This window comes from Bacillus cereus group sp. MYBK222-1 (assembly GCF_051916425.1).
GTDB lineage: Bacteria > Bacillota > Bacilli > Bacillales > Bacillaceae_G > Bacillus_A > Bacillus_A paranthracis.
The window spans coordinates 64,464-87,021 of record NZ_JBQAGP010000005.1; the positions used below are offsets into that span (position 1 = coordinate 64,464).

A 22,558-nucleotide genomic window follows, 5' to 3' on the forward strand; every position below is an offset into this window, starting at 1 on the left:
GTTTTGAGCATCAAAAAATAGTGTGCTCATAAAATATATTTTTTAATTAACTATAATAATTCTAATTCGATATTAATTATCATATAGAAGTGGTTATTTTGTCAAGCGAATAAACGAACTTTATATCAATTTAATTAATATTTATTCTCAATTAAGGATAACAGGGAATGGAAAGGTAATTTTAAGTTTATAAATTTTCAATGAGTGCTTGAATGAGTAGTGTGTATGTTAGAGATATGATGTAAGTATAAATTCTTAGGAAGGAAATATTTCTTAGAAGTTGTCTTTTTGAAAAGGAACTGCGTATTTCTATTTTACAAAGAATTGTGTGATAAATAAAATAAAATGAACTAGAATCTTTTTGAACAATTTTTGTCCTCTCAAATATATAATTAGGAAGCATATTGCAATGATATAGAAACATTGACTCAAGATATTAACAAGATATAATAAAACCTAGATATACATTTCAAAAAGAAGAACATATATTATAGGATGAAAGATTTAATCCTATTATTTTTTATAGCTTTTAGAAAACGCTTACAATTAGTGTGGAGGGGAAACCATGTCTAAGTTCACGAAGTATTTTTTAATGGAAGCTAGCGATGTGATTGTATATGTGAAAGAGAAATTATGTAAGTTTGAACATGCAAAGGGGTTACAGTGTAAAGAAATAGGCGATGGTAATTTAAATTATGTATTCCGCGTTTGGGATGAACAGAAGAACATTTCTGTCATTGTAAAGCAAGCTGGGGATACAGCACGTATTTCAGATGAGTTTAAGTTGTCGACGAATCGTATTCGTATAGAATCAGATGTTTTGCAGTTAGAGGAAGAGTTAGCACCTGGACTTGTTCCGAAGGTGTATTTGTTTGATAGTGTGATGAATTGTTGCGTAATGGAGGACTTATCGGATCACACAATATTACGTACAGCACTTATACATCATGAAATATTTCCGAGGCTTGCGGATGATTTAACTACCTTTATGGTAAATACACTCTTATTAACATCAGATGTTGTAATGAATCATAAAGAGAAGAAGGAGCTTGTGAAGAATTATATAAATCCTGAGTTATGTGAGATTACAGAAGAACTCGTATACGCTGAGCCATTTACAAATCATAATAAGCGTAATGAGTTATTTCTGTTAAATGAAGGGTGGATTAGAGAACATATTTATAGTGATAAAGAGCTTCGTATAGAAGTAGCAAAACTTAAGTTTTCTTTTATGACGAATGCACAGGCGCTTATTCACGGTGATTTGCATACTGGTTCTGTTTTTGTAAAAAATGATTCTACAAAGGTAATTGATCCTGAGTTTGCTTTTTATGGACCAATGGGCTATGACATTGGGAATGTAATGGCGAATTTAATGTTTGCTTGGGTAAATGCAGATGCAACGATGTCAGCTGGAGCTGAGAAAGATACGTATATGGATTGGTTACAATCGACAATAATAGAGGTAATTGATTTATTTAAGAAGAAGTTTTTAGACGCTTGGGATATTCATGTGACAGAGATTATGGCGAAGGAAGAAGGCTTTAACGAAGTATATTTACAATCTGTATTAGAGGATACAGCTGCAGTGACAGGTCTTGAGTTAATTCGTCGTATTGTTGGGCTTGCGAAAGTAAAAGATATTACTTGTATTGAGAATGAGGAAGCACGTGCTAGAGCAGAACGCATTTGTCTTCAAGTAGCAAAGAAATTTATTTTACGAGCGAATCAATATAAAACAGGTACAAGCTTTGTAGAAACGTTAAAAGAACAGTCAATGCACTACGCGAAGTAAGGGGAGAAGATGATGGAAGAGCAATTAATACCAATTCAGTGGAAAGATGATGCTTTAGTTTTATTAGATCAAACATTATTACCGAATGAGGTTGTCTATGAATCTTTTAAAACAGCTGAAAGTGTGTGGGATGCCATTCAAGTAATGAAAGTAAGAGGAGCGCCGGCGATTGGTGTTTCAGCAGCTTACGGTGTGTATTTAGGAGCCAAGGAAGTTACTCAAAATACGGTGGAAGAATTGATAGAGGAAGTAAAAAAGGTATGTGCATACTTAGCAACATCAAGACCGACAGCAGTAAACTTATTTTGGGCACTTGAAAGAATGGAGGCAGTCGCGATAGAGAACGCACACTTATCAATCGCCCAGTTGAAAGATAGATTATTAGAAGAGGCAAAAGAGATTCATAGAGAAGATGAAGAAATTAACCGTCACATTGGAGAACATGCACTAACATTATTCCATGATGGAATGGGAGTATTAACACATTGTAATGCAGGTGCGTTAGCGACGACTAAGTATGGTACTGCGACAGCTCCAATGTACTTAGCGAAAGAAAAAGGATGGGACTTGAAAATCTATTCAGATGAGACACGTCCTAGATTACAAGGTTCAACGTTAACAGCATTAGAATTACAGCGAGCGGGAATTGACGTCACTGTCATTACAGATAATATGGCAGCTATGGTTATGTCACAAGGGAAGATTGACGCGGTAATCGTTGGATGTGACCGTGTGGCAGCAAATGGTGATATAGCAAATAAAATTGGGACATTAGGCGTATCTATTTTAGCGAAATACTACAACATTCCGTTTTATGTAGCAGCACCAACACCGACAATCGACTTAAAAACACCGACAGGAAAAGAAATTCCGATCGAGGAAAGGGATGCTTCTGAAGTGATTAATCGCTTTGGGCAATATTCTGCTCCGAAAGAAAGTAAAGTATATAATCCAGCATTTGATGTCACGCCACATGAAAATGTAACAGCGATTATTACGGAAAAAGGGATTGTAAAAGCACCGTTTACGGAGAACTTAAAAAAGCTATTTCAATAAGTAGATAGATACAAAGTCAGTCATCATAAGCTTCATACTTAGGGGGATGTATATGTTATTACAAAAAGAGAGAGAAGAAATTGTAGCGTATGGAAAGAAAATGATTTCTAGCGGTTTAACAAAGGGAACAGGCGGTAATATTAGTATTTTCAATCGGGAGCAAGGTCTTGTTGCCATTAGCCCAAGTGGTTTAGATTATTATGAAACGAAGCCTGAAGATGTAGTTATATTAAACTTAGATGGCGATGTAGTAGAGGGAGAGAGAAAACCATCAAGCGAACTTGATATGCATCTTATTTATTATAGAAAGCGTGAAGATATAAATGCGCTTGTGCATACACATTCTCCTTATGCAAAGACGATTGCATCATTAGGATGGGAACTGCCCGCAGTATCGTATTTAATTGCTTTCGCAGGCCCAAATGTTCGTTGTGCACCGTATGAAACATTTGGTACGAAGCAATTAGCAGAGGCTGCTTTTGAAGGGATGATTGATCGCCGTGCCGTTTTACTTGCGAACCACGGTTTAATTGCAGGTGCAAATCATATAAAAATGGCATTTACCGTTGCGGAAGAAATTGAGTTTTGTGCGCAAATTTATTATCAAACGAAAAGCATTGGGGAACCGAAGCTATTGCCAGAAGACGAGATGGAGAATTTGGCGAAGAAGTTTGAAGGGTATGGGCAGCAGTAGTTAGCTATGGAGTGTTTTGTCTATTGCGATAGATTCGGAAAAGGATCTATTGCAGTAGATTTTTTTATAAATATTAAATCCTTTTAAGGGGATAATTTAATTTAATGATATAATGAGGTAAATATTGTAACTTTTATTAAGGATAGAGAAGCATAAAATATAAGTAGTTTAGAAAAGTATATACATATTTTGGGGAGAATAACTGATAAAGTGAAGAGAATGAAGGGATGGATAAGGTTTGGGGAATAGTGAAATGTTAATGAATCAATTATTTCAGGGAATACAGTCTACTAATGATAGTTTGGAAGAAAAGATTATTTTACCGAATTTGACTGGCGGATATGATTTGAAAAGCAGAAGCGGAGAAGTAGTCGCGGAGTATCAGCCGTCTCCTGTTGAAGGTGGTGGCGTTATAATGGATGGTCATGGAGAAACAATTGCTCGTGTTCAAGAGAATGCGTATGATGGAACGACCTTTGATTTTGGAGGTGGACATACCGTTTCTTCTAGCCAAAATATGTATGGTGGGGAAACTTTTCATGATAATGTTGAAGGGATAATAGGGTACTCACAGCCTAATAGTTCGGGTGGCTTAACAATGAATACAGCTACGGGAGAAAAATTATATGATATGAACTCGAATCCACTAGGGGAAGGGATGACAATTGATACAAGTCCAGAATTCATATCCCCGAATATAGATATAGATGTGATTGATACTACTCATTTGGACGCTTTAGATGTAGTGAATAGTGTTGTGGATATAACGGATGCGGGTTCTATTTTGTCTACGTCTGTAGATGGATTAGATATTTTAGATTTGTTTGGGAATCTGTTTTGAGTTATATAAAAGAAAAAGAGCAAGCTGATAATCCAGTAGAGCTGTATTTAGAAACCAAAAAACAATTATATGAGCAACTTACTCATAATGTAGCAGAAGAAATTGAATCTTTTGTCGAGAGAGTAGGAGAGGCACTTTTCCAAAAAATTCATGAAAGTATTGAAAAACGGAATAAAATGCTAGAAGAAGAAGTCTTTAAGCCTTTACAAAATCCAGATAATAAAGAAATGTATTCACAATATATTACCCGTTTTTTTCAATTAACTCAGGTGGGCGAAATTAGAGATGAGCTGAAGGGGATACTAAGTTTTCCATATTTAGGGAAAGTGTATTATGAATTTCTTGAAGAAATATCAAAAAATCAACATGGACATTTATTTAAAAAATTATATTTTACAGGTAATGTTTTTGAGGGGTTAAAGAAAAGAATGAACCTTTCAATGGATACCACGATTAAAAACTTTCAAAATTACTATGAGGCATATGGTCAATATACAGAATTATTAAGAGATATACAAAGTAGGCTTCCAGGGAAAAAATTTGTGCAGCTTGTATCACAAATAATGGCATCGTTAATTATGGGGTTTGGAGGCTCCTTCTTAGTTAAAGGACTTGCAAAATTATTAGACCCAGATGCTTTAAAAATAGTAAACGCGCAAGAGAATGTACGACAAATGTGGGATAAATATAATGAACAGTTGAAGGTGGATCTGGAACAATTAAAAACCCATTATAAGTATGTTCAATTGAGTTTATATGGTGGCGCATTTGTAACTGTTAATAAGCAGCTGAAAAAGAGTGGCATAGAATTTCAAAAGTTATATTTGCAAGATAACGTTTATAAATTGCAATTAATTAAAGGTGAGCAAGGACAGGTAGTAACATGGGCAATAGAAACGATTTCTCATATACAATCTTTATTACAGAAAAAAGAAATTGACAAAGCAGTCCAAGTATCTAACCAGTTTTATCAACACGTTAGCAAGTATCCAATTATGGAACGAACAATTATAAAGAATGGGAAAAGTATTAAATATTATGCGAACTTATTAAAATTTGCAGCGCTTATGTGCAAATCGTTAGAACTATGCGAAAAAGAAAAGGATACTTTTATCACCTTTACTGCAGAGTTATTTAAACAATTACCGATGGTAGTTCATGATCATGATCTTAGGAATTTAGGTTTGATGACAAAGACTGAGTTTACAATGAAATTTTTGCATCATGGTTTGAAAGAGAATCAAAAATTAAATCTGATTTTGGACTATGAAATGCGTATGGTTAAACGAAAAGATGAGCATGATTTATATCCTGGTGAAGAATTAAAAGAGTTTAGCTCTTCTCAATACCTTGCTACTTTACTTGCTCGATTTATGAAATCGAAGCGTCAGAAAGTAAATTCTCTTTACCGAATATCACAAAATAAAGAGGTACCATTCGCTGTTATGATTAGTTTGAAAAGATTGTATAAAAAGACACAGGGATGGGATTCTTTCTATAAATATTTACTCGCTTGTACAACTAATGAAAGACTTTCAAAGACCTTCAATAAGGTGAAAGGTGTACTACAGGTTATAAAAAAAGATAAAAGAATCTATATTCCACTTGGCATGGTTATATTGATGCTATTTGGTATAAGTGGAATGTACTTGATGAAAGAGGACAATAACAGTGCTTGGCATGGAGAGAAAATAGTATGGCGTAGTAATGGAGAGAAGAGTTCTTCTCAAGAAAATACTACTCTTGCAAAAGAATCGGATGCAGATAAGTCAATTCCATCAATATCGGTGAATGATAGCGCTGGTTCTTCTTATAATTTTAAAGTTAAAACAAAGCAAGAACTAAAACAGGTTCTAGAAACAGCTTTAATTGACGGGAATTTGGGACCATTTGGATTGAATGTGATTGGACAAGAACAATCTGCAGTGAAACAAGAATTTGGTACACCTGATGCTTTACAGGAAGCAAAGTGTACAGCTTGTGATGCAGCTAATACTGTTACTTATGGTGATTATAACCTGGATATGTTTCCTTCAAAAGTTAAAAAAATTTGGTTACATATGAATATTCCTGTAAATGAGTTAAAGAGTTGGTTAGGTGAGCCGTATGGAATAGAAGAAGGGATAGATAGTGATGCCCTTGTATACCGCAAGGAGGGCTACGCTATCTATTTCAGTGTCGCTGATGGTTTTGTAAAACGCGTTGATATGTATAAAGGTGAATAAAATGCTGGAGATAAAAATACCCTCAAGATTTCATTCTTGAGGGTGTTTTTTACGCCTTCTTAAGCAACAAATACATAAAGTAAGGAGCACCAATTAAAGCGACAACAATACCTGCTGGGATACCGTTAGGTTCAACGATATTTCGTCCGATTGTGTCTGCTAATAGTAATAGCCATCCGCCGATTAAAAGGGCGATAGGCATGAAGATTTGATGCCTTGGACCTACTAAAGATTTTGCAATGTGAGGAGCCATTAGTCCAATAAAGCTAATTCCTCCTGTTACGGAAACAGCTGCAGCTGCAAGCGCAACGGCCGCCACTAATAAGTATCTGCGTTCTTTTTCAATTTCAATTCCAACGCCAATTGCGACTGGTTCGTTTAATGCTAGAATGTTTAATCGGTTTGCTTTATAGAAAACGAACGGAATGAATACGATTAACCATGGGAGCATTGCTAAAACGAAGATCCAGTCATCTCCCCAAATATTTCCGGCAATCCATTTGGCGATAAAGTCCACTTTCATACGATCTGCGGATGAAATAAGGACGATCATCATTCCAGATAGTGCAAATGCAAAACCGATACCGGTTAATGTTAATCGCACCGGCTGAAGTCCAGTTGATTTACTATATGAAAATACGTAGATTAGAACAGCTGTCAGAAACGCTCCGATAAATCCAACGATAGGTAGTAAGTAAAGAAATGAACCTACATCTATTGGAAAGTATAAAAAGAAAATAGCAACAGCAACACCGGCCCCAGAGTTGATTCCGAGAATACCAGGTTCAGCTAAATCATTTCGGGTAATTCCTTGCAGAATAGCTCCTGATAAAGCGAGAGCCATACCAGCTAATAATGTAATGATAATTCTAGGTAGTCTTAAAGAGTATAAAACGAACTCCTCTTTAAAAGTTCCTTGTCCCATTAACGTTGGGAGTAGTCGATCATAAGATAAAGATGCTGAACCGAGCCCCATTCCAATTACAATAGTTGTAATGGTTAGTATAAGTAAAGCGAGTATGATAAGACGTTGTTTTCTTAGAATAGATGGTATCATGAGAACATTTTTCCTCCTTTACGTACAATGAATAGGAAGAATGGTAATCCTACAATTGCGACAATAGCAGCAACTGGTGTTTCGTACGGAGCGTTAATGGTACGTCCGATTGTATCTGCAAGTAGCATAAAGGAAGCCCCAGCAATTGCTGACATCGGTATAACAAATCGGTAATCTGGACCGACAATTGGGCGTACCATGTGAGGTACCATTAAACCGATAAATGCCATATTTCCGACAAGTGCTACAGACGCACCTGCAAGTAAGATAATAATGATAAATAGAATGGTTTTAATAACAATAATTTTTTGACCGAGTCCAATAGCCACTTCTTCACTGAAACTAAGAACTGTCAATTTTTTTGCTAGTAAGATAGCGATAAAGATACTAATTGAAATGACTGGAATAATAACTTTCAATTGGCTCCAAGTAGTTCCAATTACGCCTCCAGCAGTCCAAAGTGATACATCTTGTGAAATTTTGAAGTAAATGCCGACTCCTTCTGAAATTGCGAGTAGAAATGCTGAAACGGCAGCACCAGCTAATACAATTCGAAGAGGGGAGAGACCGCCTTTTTTCACCATACCAATTCCAAATACCATAATTGCACCAACTGCAGCACCGATAAAGCAAGCTAATGTTAAGTAAAGATAGCTGATGGAAGGATTGAAAGCAAGTGTTAGTGCAAGCGCAGCATTTGCTCCACCAGATAGCCCGAGTAATCCAGGATCTGCAAGTGGATTTCTTGTTAATCCTTGCATAATTGCTCCAGAAACAGCAAGTCCAGCTCCTACAAAAATAGCGGCAACTTCACGGGGCAAACGTATTTCGCGAATGATAGATATTTTATCCCCTTTAGCGGAGGAAGTGAGTGCTGACCATACGTCTTTTATTGAAGTATCTGCAGCACCTAATACCATTGCTACCATAAAAATAAGAAAGAATGCAATTATGCTTAAAATTAATTTGTATGTAAAAGCTATAGAACGTGTATTGTCATGTTCTTTTGTCATTCGTTTCACATCTTTTCTTTTCATAGAATAAAGGAAGAGGAATTCTTAAAATAAGAATTCCTCATGTTTGTATTATTTACCAAGAAAGCTCTTCTTGAAGAAGTCTAGTTGGAAATCTAATGTAAGTGGATCGTTGAAATAGAATTCCATCATGTTTGCTTCGTATACACGATTATTTTTTACTGCTGGGATGTTTTTATATGATTCTGTCTCTTGGAATGAGTTATCAGTATCTTTGTTTTTACTTACGATTAAGTAATCACCAGCAAACTCAGGTAATACCTCAGTAGATAATGCGTAGTAACCTTCTTTTAATGCTTTTTCTTTTACTTTTTCAGGCATTTTTAATTTCATTTCTTGGTACAGAATTTCTGTTCCGCGGCCCCAGTTCTCGCCGTATACATAAAGCTGTTTGTTGAAGTTTTCTACAACAGAAACTGTAGCATCTTCACCGATTTTTGCTTTAATTTCTTTACCAGCTTCTTGTGCACGTTTCTTGAAGTCATCAACCCAAGTTTTTGCTTCTTTTTCTTTGTTTAATAACTTACCAATTTCTAAATGCTGTGTTAAGTAATCAACTTTTCCGTAAGTGTATGTTACAGTAGGAGCGATTTTCTTTAACTTATCAACATTTTTAATATTTGATAAACCGATGATTAAATCTGGATTTAGTTCAGCGATTTTTTCAACATTTTCATCTGATACTTCAGCAACGTCTTTAAGTTTGCTATCAAAACGTGGGTTTTGTTTAGACCATGAATCTACCCCAACAAGATTTACACCTAATGACATTACGTTACCAGCGAATGATGATAAAACAACAACGCGTTTTGGATTTGCAGGAACTTCTACTTTACCATTTTCAGATTGGTATGTAATGGTTTCTGATTTACTACCTTTTGCATCGTTCTTTTTGTCTGTAGAGCCATTGCTACAAGCGCTCATAACAAGGACGAAAAGAACTGTTAGTGAAATAAATAACTTTTTCATCGTCTGTCTCCTTTAAATAGATGATATGTGTATACAATAATTTGTTTAACTGCAATCTTTTTGAAAGAGTAGTGGTAATACAAAATGTTTATTAAAAATTTTGAATGTGAGATGTCACAATATAGTATTAACCATACTAATAAAAGAAGATGTAATCTCAAATTTTCTAATTATTAACAAATTGATAATGATTATCACTATTGATTCATTAAATAATATAATTTTATCTAGTTGTATTGTCAATAGTAATTTTAATTGTAAATTTTGCGGAAACAGGTTATATTTTATTGAGAATGATAATCAATGATTAGTAGCTGAGGAGTGAGCACGAATGAATCGAGAAGAATTGTTTGATGTAACTGTGATAGGCGGAGGACCTGCAGGGCTTTATTCAGCTTTTTATAGTGGACTCAGAGAAATGAAAACGAAAATAATAGAATTTCAACCACAGTTAGGTGGAAAAATACATGTTTATCCAGAGAAGATGATTTGGGATGTAGGAGGACTATTACCAGTTACAGGTGATAAATTAATTGAGCAACTTGTACAACAAGGGTTAACATTTAAGCCGGAAGTTGTATTAAATACAAAAGTAGAATCGATTATTCGTAATAAAGATGGCACTTTTACGTTAAAAGCAAACGATGGAAAAGAACACTTTTCAAAAACAGTTATTGTGGCAACTGGAAGTGGTATATTGAAACCACAAAAGTTATCAATTGAAGGTGCTGAGCGATTTGAAGTATCGAATTTAAATTATACAGTGAAGTCTTTAAAGCGTTTCAAAGATAAAACGATCATTATTTCCGGCGGAGGAAATTCTGCCGTTGATTGGGCAAATGAATTAGAACCAATCGCGAAAAAAGTATATGTAACATATAGAAAAGAAGAATTATCTGGTCATGAAGCACAAGTGAAGCAACTGCTGAACAGCTCAGCTGAGTGTTTCTTTCATACATCGATTACAAAATTAATTGCTGGTGATAGTCATGAAGCGATTGAATATGTAGAATTAACGAATCATGAGACAGGTGAAGTTTCTCATTTACCTATTGATGAAGTTATTATTAATCATGGATATGAACGTGACATTACATTATTAGAAAATAGTGAGTTAGACGTTGCGATTATAGATAATTTTTATATTGCAGGGAATGCAAATAGTGAGTCTTCAGTAGACGGATTATATGCTGCTGGGGATATTTTAAAGCATGAAGGAAAATTACACTTAATTGCGGGAGCATTCCAAGATGCTGGAAATGCTGTGAATAAAGCGAAACAATTTATTCAGCCAGATGCAAGTGAGTATGGAATGGTTTCTTCGCATAATGAGGTATTTAAGAAGAGAAATCGAGAATTGATTAAGCAGATGATGAAATAGTAAAGGAACAAGTATCCCCCCATTTACTTCTCTATTCGAATGACGAGAGAGGTAAATGGGGGTTTTCCTGTTTACTATATTTTCAATCATTATAATGACACCGGTTTCATCAGTTCATGTGACATGAACATTTTATTTGTGAATCTTCCTAGAAAATAATGAATCTATGTTTTGCTGACGCAGAACTGTATTACATTATGCTGTTCCTTTAGCTCGTTCGTTAGGAAATGGCATGTTTAATATAGAAGCAATGTACTGTTTTCCATGCATTCGAGCTAATGATTCTAATATTTGGCGAACACGTTTTGTAAGATGACCTTGTTTTTTTATTTCCTCACAATATGCGTCATAGAAAACGTATTTAGCCCAAAGGAAATCATCTTGTTGGAATAAGAAATGATTTTTGTACCATTCTCCAATTGTATGGTAACAATTGTTTTCCTGTATTGCTACGCTTTGAGAAAGAATACGATCAGATAAAGATGCAGTTAAATGAGAAATTGTGTTTTCTGTTTCAATTTGTAATGTTTTTTCTAACATTGTAATGATGTGACGAGTAGCCATATGTTAACTCTCCTTTGTGTAAATGGGTAATACCATTCTATATTTAAAAAATTCTTACTATATACTATTATACAATATATGGAATGCATCTACCTGCTTTTTAGGTTGCATTTACAAAATCTTTTTTATTTGTTTACAAAAATAAAGTAAGATACAGTATATAGGAAAAAATAATAAAGGAATGAACGAGTTGTATATAACAGTAGAAGAAGCTGCGGAGTATTTGAATTTACCAAAGTCGTATATTGAAGAGTTAATTCAGCAAAAGAAAATTCGTGCACTATTTGATGGAGAGCAATATTTATTAAATAAAGAACAATTCAATACACATTTAGAACAAATGGAGAAATATAAGCAATTAGTGGAAGAAATATTGAACGAACCAATTCCAGAAGATATGGATGTTAAAGACGAAGATTAAACTATGGGAAATCCCTTATGAAGATATGCAGAAATGTATCTTCATAAGGGATTTTTTTGTTTAAAGATATTAAAAGAATAAGGAGTTCTTAGCCTTTCCTCAAATTTTGATAGGTAGTAGTCTACCATGTTAAAAGCATATTTTTTTCTAGCTAGGACAAACATAGAGAACGTAACCTGTACAGATACATATACTATCAGTGCAAAAGCTTATAAATTAATGGAAGGGGTTTTCTCGTGAGTTTATTTCATTGTGATTTTTTGAAAGACTTAATTGGATCTTTTGTGAGAGTAAACAGGGGTGGTCCAGAATCTCAAAAAGGAACAATAATATCAGTATGTCCGGACTACTTCGTATTGCAGAATGAAAAAGGTGAACTTTATTACTATCAACTTAAACATCTAAAGAGTATCACAAAAAATGCGAAAGAATGTGGATCAAGTGATTGCGAGTGGGAAGATTGCGCCTGTGCAGAAGACTTTGAAGAACTGCTTGAAAGTTTCAAATATTGCTGGGTGAAAATTAATCGCGGTGGTCCAGAGAAAGTGGAAGGCATTTTACAAGATGTTTCTTGTGACTTCGTAACATTAATCGTAAAAGAAGAAATTATCTTAATTGCAATAAAGCATATTAAAAGTGTTAACTATAATGCTTTAGCTTGTGGAGAGAGCGATGAGAGCGACGATAGTAAGGAAAGTAGCAATAATTCAGGTCGTGCTCGTGCACAAAGACAATCAAGTAGAGGAAGATAATAAGAAAGGGGGATACGAAATTGGAGAATGTATTATGTTGTGACCAAATTAAATGTTTAGTTGGTGAGACTGTCAAAGTAAACCTTCGCGGACCAGAAAGTCGAGTTGGTGAGCTTGTATCGTTAGGAAAAGATTATCTAACGTTACAATTACCACATGGTGAATTAGTATATTATCACTTGAAGCATGTGAAGAGTCTAGTTAAGAAAGTAAAAGAAAGTAAATGTGGTGATTGCTATAGTTCATGTTTCTGCTCTGATGAGGATACTTTTCTAGATATATTAAAAGACTTGAAGTATAAGTGGGTAAAAATTAATCGTGGTGGTCCAGAATGTGTGGAAGGTTTGTTAAGTGAGGTACACCATGGCTGCATTACACTAGTAAACTGCGATGAAGTGATTTATGTAGTTAAGTCTCATATTAAGAGTGTGAGTCAAGTAGTTAAATGTAAAAAGAATGAAGATGAATAATGTTTAATAAATAAGAGGGGCATTATGAGGGAAAGAGAAGAACAATTTCTTATTTCAATAGTATGAAAAGGAATTACTTACTATTAAAACAGAACTTTGCCCTGATTATTTTTTTAGAAATGAAAGACAGGAAAGAAGAAATTCATAGGAAGGAGGATATAGATGAATGAGTTAAACAAAAGTATTGGAGAAAATATATATGTTAAATTAATTGGTGAAAAAAGGTTTAAAGGTGTATTAATAGACGTAGGAAATGATATCGTTGTTCTTTACAATGGACAAGACTACGTATATATATCTTTATACCATGTACAATATTATAAATTTTTACGATCACATGATGAAGAAATCTTAAAACCAGATGTGGATTCTGTAATTAAGAGAGAGTCACCTTCAATTTCTTTGAGGAAAGTATTAAGTACTTCCAAAGGGATTTTTACGGAAATTTATGTAGCAGGAAATGCTCCAATACATGGGTATGTTACAAGTGTAATGAACGATTATATTGTTTTTTATAGTCCAGTTTATAAAACTGTATATATATCTTTAAAACACTTGAAATGGTTAATTCCGTATAAAGAAAATCAAGTGCCTTACGCCCTCAATAAAAATGAACTCCCCGTGAATCCCTTAAATATTACGTTAGCTCGAACGTTTGAAGAACAACTTATTAAAATGTCTGGAAAAATTATGGTGTTCGATTTAGGTGAGGAATATAATAAAATCGGAAAGATGGCGAAGATTGATGAAGGGCATATTGAAATATTAAAAGCGCGTGATGCGAAAATGTATGTAAATATTCAACATGTAAAATCTGTCCATTGTCCGTAAGTTAATTGAAAGGGCTGGCTTTTTCTTTTATATGCAGAAGAAAAGGTCGAGCCTATTTGTTTAGCTTGATCTGAATATGAGGGGAAAAATGAATTGAATATAAATATGTTAGTATGGCTGTTGAAGAGGAAATTTTGTACTAAATTATAAAGAATATGTACGAGCTATCTTTTGATGTATTCAATTTATTTTTTTGAGGGAGAACTGCTTAACTAATATATTAAAGGGGTTTTGTTGGTGGAGCAGTTTCCAAATTCGTTATCGATTACATTACTTGGTAGTGCTGGTGGAGCAGCAAAAGCAGTTTTAGCGATTTTAAATCAAGCGATAGTAAATGAAAAAGACCCGATTTATGAAGTGATAAAGAATGTTACATTTTATTTGGTTGATATAAAACAAAAAGATAGGACGTATTATGACGAGTTGTTTCCAAATTTGGAAGATCAATTGTTTTTATCCGAAATAGATCTCCAAGATGTAGTGACATTTAAAAAACATTTAAAAGAAAGTAGTACGAGCGTTGTGATTGATGTTTCAGGGGCAGATACGATCAGAGTATTAAGCTGTTGTAATGAACTTGGAATTTGTTATATTAATTCAGCTTTGGAAAACGAGGCAGTAGATCAGGACGATAGTTTAATCGGCTTTCAGCTTACGGAAAGATATACGAGATTTGAGAAGGAAAAAGATAAATTTAAAAATACAAAAGCAATTATAGGCTCAGGTATGAATCCAGGTGTCGTTCAATGGATGGTTGTTGAACTTATGAAGGAACGCCCGAATGAAAAGCCAAGAGCATGCTATATAGTAGAACATGATACGTCATTTTTGAATGATACAGCACTTATAAAGCCTCATACACTGTATGCTTCATGGGCAGTAGAGCGATTTCTAGATGAAGCGATATGGAGTTATCCGATGTATATGAGTCATCATCGTCCTCTTTACTTTTATGAAGATGTATATGCTTCAGAGTATAAAGTAAAGTTGGGAGAGAAAGAATTTTATGGTTGTTTGATGCCGCATGAGGAAGTTTTAATTTTAGGGAAAAACTTTAACATGGAAGTAGGGTTTCTTTACCGAATTAACGAGTATACAACAAATATAATTAGACAGAACTTAGATAAGGTAGAAGATCTATGGAATTGGAATCGTAAAGTATTTAATCCAGCCGAAGAAGAGATTGCGGGCGAGGATCTAGTCGGTGTATTACTCGTTTATGAAAATAGCGAGACCTATATGTATAACGTGATGAATAGCAGTCAAGTTTTTCATAAATATAAAACGAATGCGACATACTTCCAAGTAGGATGTGGCATTTATGCTGGCTTGTGTAGTTTACTGTTCGATAACTTTAAACAAGGTGCCTATTATGTAGAGGAATTATTATTAAATACAGAAAGTAAGTACGGAGAATATTTGAATTTATATATGAATGATTTTGTAGTTGGTGGAAATGACTTTACGGATGGATTGCTACATGATCGAGTAAGGTGGATATAAATTGTGATGAAAAGGAAGGGGAAATCTCCTTCCTTTTCTCGTTATAAGGTTACAGATTGCTCTGAAAGTAATTTCCTTATCATTTAATGAGATAATATGTAGAGTTTTTGTATTGATCATGAGGAGTAGCAAGGAAGTATTGCGATTCAAAGTAGCGGAGAGCTAGGAATGAAGGTGGAGATTTTTTTACCGATAGCATAATGCGCTAGAAGAAAATATTTTTCAGAAAAGTGTTCTTGTTGCGTAAATATAAACATTTTATAAAATGTTTCGAGAAGGGTTTTTTTTATAAAATACTTCGTTTATAATGGAGGAAAATATCGACATGAGATTTGTTATTCATGTAACGGTTCGGTAGTGTTAGAAAAAGAAGGGGTGCACGCGCATCCTTTTTTCTATGCAGATATTATGAAAGAGGTGGTATGATGGAATTAACATTAAATTCGACTGTATGCTTACACGCGATTCAATTTCGAAAAGAGCAAAAGAATTATATTGTAAAAGATACAATTACAGGAGAAAAATATGAAATGCCGCCACTTTGGATTGATGCATTGGCAATGATGCGTGACGGTTTTTTATTAGGGGAAATTGAGGAGAAATTAAAGGAAGAGTATCCGGAAGAAGAAATAAATATGTTAGCATTTACGAGGCAACTGTTAGAGCTAGAACTTGTCGGAATGGTCGATGGGGAAGAAATAGCTTGTACAAAGAAGAAAGAGAAAGATTATTTAGCTTGGTTACGTCCTCGCGTTGAGCAATTCTTTCTTAGTTTAAATAAAAGAAATAGAAGCAAAGGTCAATGATGATCTTTGCTTTTTTGTATAGTTTGTTTAAAAAATTACAGCGAATGCTCTTGCGAAAGCACCGTCGCTATTTTTAATTTTTAAAGGTGCCGCTGAGAAAAAGAAACGTTTCGCATTAATGGCATCTAAGTTTGTTAAGTTTTCGATTAAATAAATATTATTCCCAAGTAGTATGTGATGAATTGGCGATGTTTCTGTCGTTACCTCGTCAGGAGAAATGAAATCTAAACCGACAGATTTTACTTTTAATTGAACTAATTCTTCAGCTAATTCTTCAGAAAGATAAAAGGCTTCTTGTTCATACGCTTCTGTATTCCATTTATTAGATAGGTTGGAATGGAAAATGACAATATCACCTTCTTTTATGTCAGCATTGTGTAATACTTCTTTAGGTAGTTTTCGTTCTTGTACATGAGTTACGTCGATAAGAACAGCTTCACCTACAAATTGGTCTAGGGGCAATTGATCAATAGTCGTTGCGCCTGAAATGAAATGAGCAGGAGCATCACAATGTGTACCAACATGAACGACAGAATGAAAATCTGTAACTTGATAACCTGTTTCTTCAACGCTTGTAATGGCTTCTAAATTGATTTTTGGTGTTCCAGGAAATTGAGACATATTGTTTTCAAATGTTTGGGATAGGTCAATTACTTTCACTTTAAATACCTCCAAGTATATATTTTGAAATATAAAAAACTCACCTTTCATAATCAAGAAAGATGAGTTTTGCACACAATAGTTACGTTTTATCTTTCAAAATGCAATGCATTTTGCAGGAATTAGCACCTATTCAGTTTGTATAAACTGAGGTTGCTGGGCTTCAAAGGGCCGGTCCCTCTGCCTCTCTTGATAAAGGTATATTCAATTCAAAGTTCGGAATTTTCGTGATAATAAAATTGTAATTCATTTCCTTTTTCTGTGCAACACAAAATAGGTATTCACCCAAATAAAGTTGCTCGCATATTGTAGCTTATGTAAATAGAATGCTGCGAAGGAGTGAGTGCAGTGACAGGGAATGTATTGAATTATTATGCTGGTGGAAATACAGCTAGAGGATTTCATAATTTATATGAAGAGAATTTAAAAGGACTAAACAGATTATTTATTTTAAAGGGTGGACCTGGAACGGGAAAATCTTCTTTAATTAAGGTAATAGGTCGTGAATGGGTTGAAAAGGGATATGATATTGAATTTTTACACTGTTCTTCTGATAATAAATCGGTTGATGGTGTCATTATCCCGAAGTTAAAAGTAGGAATTGTTGATGGAACATCACCGCATGTTATTGAGCCAAAAATGCCAGGAGTTGTCGAGGAGTATATTAATTTAGGAATTGCTTGGGATTCAGATAAGTTAAGAAAGCAGAAAGTGGAAATTGAACGATTTGTTTCAGAAGCAAGCAAAGCTTTTCAAGCTGCTTACGCTCGTTTTAACGAGGCATTAGTTATACATGATGAGTGGGAGAAAATATATATTAGTAATATTGATTTTAATAAAGCGAACGAACTAACCGAGCAGCTCATTCAGAAATTATTTACAGATAAAGTTGGGAAACAATCGCTTGTGAAACATCGGTTTTTAGGAGCAGCTACACCGAAAGGAGCAGTTGATTTTGTTCCTAATTTAACAGAAGGATTACCACATCGTTATTTTATAAAAGGACGCCCAGGTTCTGGGAAATCAACAATGCTCAAAAAATTAGCTAAGGCAGCAGAAGAAAAAGGATTTGAAGTTGAAGTATATCATTGTGGGTTTGATCCAAATAGTCTTGATATGGTGATCGTAAGAGAATTAGGGTTTGCGATTTTCGATAGCACCGCACCACATGAATATTTTCCGAGCCGCGAAGGTGATGAAATTATAGATATGTATGCCCTTATTGTAACACCAGGGACGGATGAGAAGTATGCGGAGGAAATTCGTGACGTCTCTATTCAATATAAAGCAAAAATGAATGAGGCGATGTCTTTTTTAGCGAAAGCGAAATCAGTTCGTGATAAATTAGAACGAATTTATATTGCTGCTATGGACTTTTCAAAAGTAGATGCATACAAAGAGGAGATCCAAAAAGAGTTTGAACGAATTGCGGTTAGTGTAACTGAAAAGAACAAGTAAAAAATAACGAATTTTGACAGGCTGTCGGGAATTTTCTGACAGCTATTTTAGTATGTAGTAAACTTAGTAATATATTTGTCGAATTTCCAAGGAAATAATCAAAAAATGGAGAGGGTATGAAATGAGAGAGAATATTAAGTTGGAGTTAGAACGAATTGAGAAAGAAAATGATGTGAAAATTTTATTCGCTGTGGAGTCAGGGAGTCGTGCATGGGGATTTCCATCAAAAGATAGTGATTATGATGTTAGATTCGTTTATATGCACCCGGTAGAATGGTATTTATCCATTCATGATAAACGAGATGTAATTGAGTATCCGATTAGTGATGATTTAGATATAAGCGGATGGGATATTAAAAAAGCGTTACAACTATTTGCAAAGTCAAACCCAGCTTTACTCGAATGGATTCGATCACCCATTTTTTATTCGAAAAACTCTAATTTTCCAGAACAGCTTCAGCAAATGAGTGAAAAGAACTTCGATCCGAAAGCAACGATATATCATTACTTACATATGGCTTCAAAAAATTATCGTGAATTTTTGCAAGGTGAGAATGTAAAATTAAAAAAGTACTTTTATGTATTGCGTCCTATTTTGGCTTGTAAGTGGCTAGAGGAGAAAACAACTTTGCCTCCTGTAGAATTCGATCGATTAATTACAGAATTATCATTGGAGCGTAGCGTATTAGATGAAATTGAACAGTTGTTAATAAAGAAAAAGGCAGGTACTGAATTAGATGTTGGATTAAAAATTGATGTGTTGAATCAATTTTTAGAAGAACAAATTCATTACTATCAGCAATATGTAAAAGGAATTGAAAAGGGATCAGGGATCGATATTGAGAGTTTAAATACATTGTTTCGAGATATGTTGTTTGCGGTATACGAAAAAGAGCACAAGTAAGTTTGTGCTCTTTTTATTTTGTAGGAATAAAGAAAACAGATATAGCTGCAAGAAGACCTGCAAATGAGAATAAGTAAAAATTCCATACTAAGTCATATTGCATTGTCATAATAATACCGACAAGAATAGGACCAGTAATTGCGCCAACTCGGCCAAGTCCAAGTCCCCAGCCTAAGGAAGTAGCTCGGATATGGGATGGGAAGTATTGTGTCACATATGCATTTAATATTTGAGTAATACCGACCGATCCAATTCCAGCAAGACCAATTAAAAGATAAATGATTGTAACAGATGGTTTAATTGTTAATAGTCCAATACATACAGCTGCCATAAGATAGGAAATGCTAATAACAATTTTGGCTCCTATACGATCTGCGATTGCTCCAGCAAATAATGCACCGATAGCGGCGGTAATATTTAGCATAAGTAGAAATGATAAACTAGATCCAAGAGGATATCCTGCCTGTCGCATCATCTGAGGTAACCAAGTATTTAAACCGTATATTAAAAACATCCCCATTATATAAGTGATCCAAAAAAGCAGCGTTGCTTTTATGTATTCTTTTGAGAATAAAGTAAGAAATCCATTTTTCTTTCGTATATTAGATGGGGGTTGATGAGTTTTCTCTTTTGCATGGAATTCAATTTGAAAACGATTAAGAATTTTATCCACTTCTTCTTGGCGGTTACGTGATAACAAAAATTGAATGGATTCAGGTAAATAACGAATAATGAAAGGAATGAGGAGTAGTGGAATCATTCCGATGCCAAACATAATTCTCCATCCGAAATCTTCTAACATAAACATGGACAAAATAGCGCCTAACACGATACCTAAAGGATAGCCAGTAAACATAAGAGCATAAATAAAAGATTGTCGCTTTTTGGGTGAATATTCAACAGTAAGTGCGGAAGCTGTTGGAATGACACCGCCTAGTCCAATTCCTCCGATAAATCGCCATAGTCCAAATAATTCAGGAGAAGGAGCAAGTGCAGCTAGGCCCATTGTAGTAGAAAAAAGTGCTAAACAGCATATAAGTGTCCATTTTCTTCCAATTAGATCTGTAATAGTTCCAACTAGAATAGCGCCAATAAACATTCCAAACAAAGCATAGCTGGCAATTGTACCAGCATGAGCTGGTGATAGTGCCCAGCTGTTGTCTTCCAGTAGCTTAGGCAGAACGGCCCCGTAAATACCTAAATCATAGCCGTCAGCTAGAATGGCTAGCCAACAAATAAAAACAACAAGCTTTGTAATAGAGTTCGAAAAGATAGTTTTTGTAGGTTCTAGATGAGGTGGAGCTGAAGGTTGCATAATGTTCACCCCTTTTGATTTGTAGATGAATATATTATTTCATTTGATGTTAATATTTCCCTTCTTATGTCGGGATTTATATGAAAAAGTTTTATAGCAAATAAAGAAGTTCAACAGTCATTCTGTTGAACTTCTTTATTTATTTACTCATTATCAACTCGTTTTAACGGTTGATCTGCCGGACCTTCAATAACATCGCCTTCAATTGAAAAACGGGAACCGTGGCAAGGGCAGTCCCAAGTACAATCACCATTATTCCATTCCACTTCGCAGCCGAGATGTGTACAAGTTGTATCGACAATATGTAATTTTCCATCTTTGTCCTTATAAGCACCTGCTCGTTTCCCGTTAACATGTACGACAGATCCTTCACCAACTTCGAGATCTTCTGGCTTACGTAATGCAGTTTCAATCTTTCCTTCAATTAAATGTTTCGCAACATCAATGTTTTGGGAGAAGAATGTTTTTATATCTGGATTTGCATGAAAGCGTGAAGGTGCATATAGTTCTTTATATGGACTATCTACTTTTAGAATGGAATCCTTCAGTAAATGAGCAGCAGCAGTTCCAGTTGTCATCCCCCATTTACGATATCCAGTTGCAACAAATATATTTGGATTGCTCTCGTTAATATGTCCGATATAAGGGACCTTATCTAGCGTGATTAAATCTTGTGCTGACCATCTATAAGGAACCTCATCTACCCCAAACGTTGCTTCTGCAAAAGAATACAGTGCTTCATAATGAAGCATCGTGTTTATTCCTTGGCCTGTTTTATGACTTTCTCCGCCAATTAAAATTAATTTTTCCCCATTGCTTGTTGTGTAGCGTAAGGAGCGTTTTGGGTCATCAATACTTAAATACATGCCACCTGGATAATCTGTTTTTGTTTTAATAGCAAGAGCATAAGAGCGTTCTGCGTACATTCGCGTAAAGAAAAAGCTATTCGCATCATAAAAAGGAAAGTGTGAACAAGAGACAACATATTCACACGTAATGCGATGTCCGTCCTTTGTAATGACTTGTGGAGAATCTCCTTTTTCTACATCCATAGCAGTCGTTTGTTCATAAACTTTTCCACCCATCTCCACAAACTTTTCTAAAAGCGTTTTCAAATAAAGAAGGGGATGAAACTGGGCTTGATTTTTCATGACAAGTGCAGATTGTACTGGAATTGGAATCGATAGAGATTGAACATAGTCACAAGGTATATTTAATTTTTGATAAGCTTCATATTCTTTCGATAAATTTCTTAATCCCTTATCAGTAGTTGTATATAAATATGAATCTTCATTTGAGAAATTACAGTCGATTTTATATGTTTGCAAAGTTTCATTAATAAATTGTAGGGCATGATTATTTGATTCATAGTAAAGCCCGGCCTTTTCCATACCGAAATGGTTTATTAATTCATCATAAATAAGATCATGTTGCGCTGTTATCTTCGCTGTTGTATGTCCAGTCGTCCCGTTTAAAATAAGACCAGAATCAATTAATACAACATCGATGCCTTCTTTTGCAAGTAAATAGGCAGTAGTAATACCTGTAATACCAGCACCTATAATAGCGACTTTTGTCTTTATATTTTCAGATAAAGGGGGAAAAGCAGGGAGTTGAGTAGATTCAATCCAATAAGATGATGGGAATTGTGGAAATGTATCGCTTGTCATTAAGGAAACCTCCTGATTTAGAACAATTTTCCTTTTAATATTTCCATATGAGATGAAATTCATGTGTGCTGTTTTAGAGGAAGGCTATTTTTATTTAAAAGAAAGATAAAATTATTTCAGTATAATTATTAGGTCTTGTTGGTATGAAGAGG

21 protein-coding genes and 1 riboswitch are annotated in these 22,558 nt (G+C 34.6%); of the genes, 14 read left to right on the forward strand and 7 right to left on the reverse strand.

Features of this window, described 5'->3' with window-relative positions:
- The first annotated feature begins 565 nt into the window (after positions 1-565).
- The 5 genes from mtnK to ACTFR9_RS20835 all read left to right on the forward strand — a co-directional run bounded on the left by mtnK (position 566) and on the right by ACTFR9_RS20835 (position 6,611).
- Entirely contained in the window at positions 566-1,795 is a 1,230-nt protein-coding gene (gene mtnK, locus ACTFR9_RS20815; protein ID WP_076856252.1) for an S-methyl-5-thioribose kinase, read from the forward strand.
- 12 nt (positions 1,796-1,807) lie between these two features.
- Positions 1,808-2,851 (forward strand): S-methyl-5-thioribose-1-phosphate isomerase, encoded by a 1,044-nt coding sequence (mtnA, locus tag ACTFR9_RS20820; protein ID WP_229136772.1) that lies wholly within the window; start codon positions 1,808-1,810, stop codon positions 2,849-2,851.
- A gap of 52 nt (positions 2,852-2,903) precedes the next feature.
- Entirely contained in the window at positions 2,904-3,545 is a 642-nt protein-coding gene (locus ACTFR9_RS20825; RefSeq protein ID WP_000926545.1) for an L-fuculose-phosphate aldolase, read from the forward strand.
- A gap of 253 nt (positions 3,546-3,798) precedes the next feature.
- Positions 3,799-4,386 (forward strand): hypothetical protein, encoded by a 588-nt coding sequence (locus ACTFR9_RS20830; protein WP_229136773.1) that lies wholly within the window; start codon positions 3,799-3,801, stop codon positions 4,384-4,386.
- Positions 4,383-6,611, forward strand: a complete 2,229-nt coding sequence (locus ACTFR9_RS20835) for an S-layer protein (protein WP_076856250.1) — start codon at positions 4,383-4,385, stop codon at positions 6,609-6,611. The genes ACTFR9_RS20830 and ACTFR9_RS20835 overlap by 4 nt, the downstream gene beginning before the upstream one ends.
- Before the next feature lie 49 nt (positions 6,612-6,660).
- Here ACTFR9_RS20835 and ACTFR9_RS20840 read toward each other — a convergent pair whose 3' ends face one another.
- Genes ACTFR9_RS20840 through ACTFR9_RS20850 form a run of 3 tightly spaced genes read right to left on the reverse strand, consistent with a single transcriptional unit; the run spans position 6,661 to position 9,671 of the window.
- Positions 6,661-7,668, reverse strand: a complete 1,008-nt coding sequence (locus ACTFR9_RS20840; RefSeq protein WP_000613088.1) for a FecCD family ABC transporter permease — start codon at positions 7,666-7,668, stop codon at positions 6,661-6,663.
- The gene (locus tag ACTFR9_RS20845; RefSeq protein ID WP_000823048.1) at positions 7,665-8,705 is read right to left on the reverse strand and encodes a FecCD family ABC transporter permease; all 1,041 of its coding nucleotides are present in this window, start codon (positions 8,703-8,705) and stop codon (positions 7,665-7,667) included. Before ACTFR9_RS20845 ends, ACTFR9_RS20840 begins: the two co-directional genes overlap by 4 nt.
- 48 nt (positions 8,706-8,753) lie before the next feature.
- Positions 8,754-9,671 carry an iron-hydroxamate ABC transporter substrate-binding protein gene (locus ACTFR9_RS20850; protein WP_000732578.1) on the reverse strand — a complete coding sequence of 306 codons (918 nt, stop codon included), beginning with the start codon at positions 9,669-9,671 and terminating at the stop codon, positions 8,754-8,756.
- Positions 9,672-10,002: 331 nt separating this feature from the next.
- Between ACTFR9_RS20850 and ACTFR9_RS20855 the strand changes: the two genes are divergently transcribed.
- Positions 10,003-11,052 carry an NAD(P)/FAD-dependent oxidoreductase gene (locus ACTFR9_RS20855; RefSeq protein ID WP_073536170.1) on the forward strand — a complete coding sequence of 350 codons (1,050 nt, stop codon included), beginning with the start codon at positions 10,003-10,005 and terminating at the stop codon, positions 11,050-11,052.
- Positions 11,053-11,247: 195 nt separating this feature from the next.
- Here the strand turns inward: ACTFR9_RS20855 and ACTFR9_RS20860 are convergent, their stop codons facing one another.
- A complete protein-coding gene (locus tag ACTFR9_RS20860) occupies positions 11,248-11,616 on the reverse strand; it encodes a hypothetical protein (protein ID WP_000235473.1) in 369 nt (122 codons plus the stop codon).
- A gap of 181 nt (positions 11,617-11,797) precedes the next feature.
- Here ACTFR9_RS20860 and ACTFR9_RS20865 point away from each other — a divergent pair, with 181 nt between their 5' ends.
- The 6 genes from ACTFR9_RS20865 (at position 11,798) to ACTFR9_RS20890 (ending at position 16,399) form a co-directional block, all read left to right on the forward strand.
- Complete coding sequence (locus ACTFR9_RS20865; RefSeq protein ID WP_001004507.1) at positions 11,798-12,037, forward strand: helix-turn-helix domain-containing protein; 240 nt, start codon at positions 11,798-11,800, stop codon at positions 12,035-12,037.
- 236 nt (positions 12,038-12,273) lie between these two features.
- Entirely contained in the window at positions 12,274-12,789 is a 516-nt protein-coding gene (locus tag ACTFR9_RS20870; RefSeq protein WP_000051521.1) for a hypothetical protein, read from the forward strand.
- Positions 12,790-12,809: 20 nt separating this feature from the next.
- Positions 12,810-13,259, forward strand: a complete 450-nt coding sequence (locus ACTFR9_RS20875) for a spore coat protein (RefSeq protein ID WP_000432501.1) — start codon at positions 12,810-12,812, stop codon at positions 13,257-13,259.
- 162 nt (positions 13,260-13,421) lie between these two features.
- Complete coding sequence (locus ACTFR9_RS20880; RefSeq protein WP_001004282.1) at positions 13,422-14,090, forward strand: hypothetical protein; 669 nt, start codon at positions 13,422-13,424, stop codon at positions 14,088-14,090.
- Positions 14,091-14,327: 237 nt separating this feature from the next.
- Entirely contained in the window at positions 14,328-15,593 is a 1,266-nt protein-coding gene (locus ACTFR9_RS20885) for a hypothetical protein (protein ID WP_000434741.1), read from the forward strand.
- A gap of 425 nt (positions 15,594-16,018) precedes the next feature.
- Positions 16,019-16,399, forward strand: coding sequence for a hypothetical protein (locus tag ACTFR9_RS20890; RefSeq protein WP_000424100.1), 381 nt, complete (start codon positions 16,019-16,021; stop codon positions 16,397-16,399).
- A 27-nt stretch (positions 16,400-16,426) separates the two neighbouring features.
- On the opposite strand, the gene ACTFR9_RS20895 is transcribed toward ACTFR9_RS20890, so the two are convergent.
- Positions 16,427-17,059, reverse strand: a complete 633-nt coding sequence (locus ACTFR9_RS20895) for a cyclase family protein (protein ID WP_000862960.1) — start codon at positions 17,057-17,059, stop codon at positions 16,427-16,429.
- Positions 17,060-17,145: 86 nt separating this feature from the next.
- Positions 17,146-17,258: riboswitch (SAM riboswitch) on the reverse strand.
- Between the two features lie 149 nt (positions 17,259-17,407).
- On the opposite strand from ACTFR9_RS20895, the gene ACTFR9_RS20900 reads away from it, so the two are divergent.
- The gene (locus ACTFR9_RS20900) at positions 17,408-18,517 is read left to right on the forward strand and encodes a PRK06851 family protein (RefSeq protein ID WP_000147495.1); all 1,110 of its coding nucleotides are present in this window, start codon (positions 17,408-17,410) and stop codon (positions 18,515-18,517) included.
- A 121-nt stretch (positions 18,518-18,638) separates the two neighbouring features.
- Positions 18,639-19,421, forward strand: a complete 783-nt coding sequence (locus ACTFR9_RS20905; protein WP_001208934.1) for a nucleotidyltransferase domain-containing protein — start codon at positions 18,639-18,641, stop codon at positions 19,419-19,421.
- Positions 19,422-19,434: 13 nt separating this feature from the next.
- Here ACTFR9_RS20905 and ACTFR9_RS20910 read toward each other — a convergent pair whose 3' ends face one another.
- Positions 19,435-20,736, reverse strand: a complete 1,302-nt coding sequence (locus ACTFR9_RS20910) for an MFS transporter (RefSeq protein ID WP_001183074.1) — start codon at positions 20,734-20,736, stop codon at positions 19,435-19,437.
- A 143-nt stretch (positions 20,737-20,879) separates the two neighbouring features.
- Positions 20,880-22,406 carry an FAD-dependent oxidoreductase gene (locus tag ACTFR9_RS20915; RefSeq protein WP_000199956.1) on the reverse strand — a complete coding sequence of 509 codons (1,527 nt, stop codon included), beginning with the start codon at positions 22,404-22,406 and terminating at the stop codon, positions 20,880-20,882.
- Positions 22,407-22,558: the final 152 nt, after the last annotated feature.

What these genes read in the sequence shown, in the direction of transcription:
- mtnK (WP_076856252.1), top strand. Translation starts at nt 566, where the DNA reads ATGTCTAAGTTCACGAAGTATTTTTTAATGGAAGCTAGCGATGTGATT.
- mtnA (WP_229136772.1), top strand. Translation starts at nt 1,808, where the DNA reads ATGGAAGAGCAATTAATACCAATTCAGTGGAAAGATGATGCTTTAGTT.
- ACTFR9_RS20825 (WP_000926545.1), top strand. Translation starts at nt 2,904, where the DNA reads ATGTTATTACAAAAAGAGAGAGAAGAAATTGTAGCGTATGGAAAGAAA.
- ACTFR9_RS20830 (WP_229136773.1), top strand. Translation starts at nt 3,799, where the DNA reads ATGTTAATGAATCAATTATTTCAGGGAATACAGTCTACTAATGATAGT.
- ACTFR9_RS20840 (WP_000613088.1), bottom strand. Translation starts at nt 7,668, where the DNA reads ATGATACCATCTATTCTAAGAAAACAACGTCTTATCATACTCGCTTTA.
- ACTFR9_RS20845 (WP_000823048.1), bottom strand. Translation starts at nt 8,705, where the DNA reads ATGAAAAGAAAAGATGTGAAACGAATGACAAAAGAACATGACAATACA.
- ACTFR9_RS20850 (WP_000732578.1), bottom strand. Translation starts at nt 9,671, where the DNA reads ATGAAAAAGTTATTTATTTCACTAACAGTTCTTTTCGTCCTTGTTATG.
- ACTFR9_RS20855 (WP_073536170.1), top strand. Translation starts at nt 10,003, where the DNA reads ATGAATCGAGAAGAATTGTTTGATGTAACTGTGATAGGCGGAGGACCT.
- ACTFR9_RS20860 (WP_000235473.1), bottom strand. Translation starts at nt 11,616, where the DNA reads ATGGCTACTCGTCACATCATTACAATGTTAGAAAAAACATTACAAATT.
- ACTFR9_RS20865 (WP_001004507.1), top strand. Translation starts at nt 11,798, where the DNA reads ATGAACGAGTTGTATATAACAGTAGAAGAAGCTGCGGAGTATTTGAAT.
- ACTFR9_RS20880 (WP_001004282.1), top strand. Translation starts at nt 13,422, where the DNA reads ATGAATGAGTTAAACAAAAGTATTGGAGAAAATATATATGTTAAATTA.
- ACTFR9_RS20890 (WP_000424100.1), top strand. Translation starts at nt 16,019, where the DNA reads ATGGAATTAACATTAAATTCGACTGTATGCTTACACGCGATTCAATTT.
- ACTFR9_RS20905 (WP_001208934.1), top strand. Translation starts at nt 18,639, where the DNA reads ATGAGAGAGAATATTAAGTTGGAGTTAGAACGAATTGAGAAAGAAAAT.
- ACTFR9_RS20910 (WP_001183074.1), bottom strand. Translation starts at nt 20,736, where the DNA reads ATGCAACCTTCAGCTCCACCTCATCTAGAACCTACAAAAACTATCTTT.
- ACTFR9_RS20915 (WP_000199956.1), bottom strand. Translation starts at nt 22,406, where the DNA reads ATGACAAGCGATACATTTCCACAATTCCCATCATCTTATTGGATTGAA.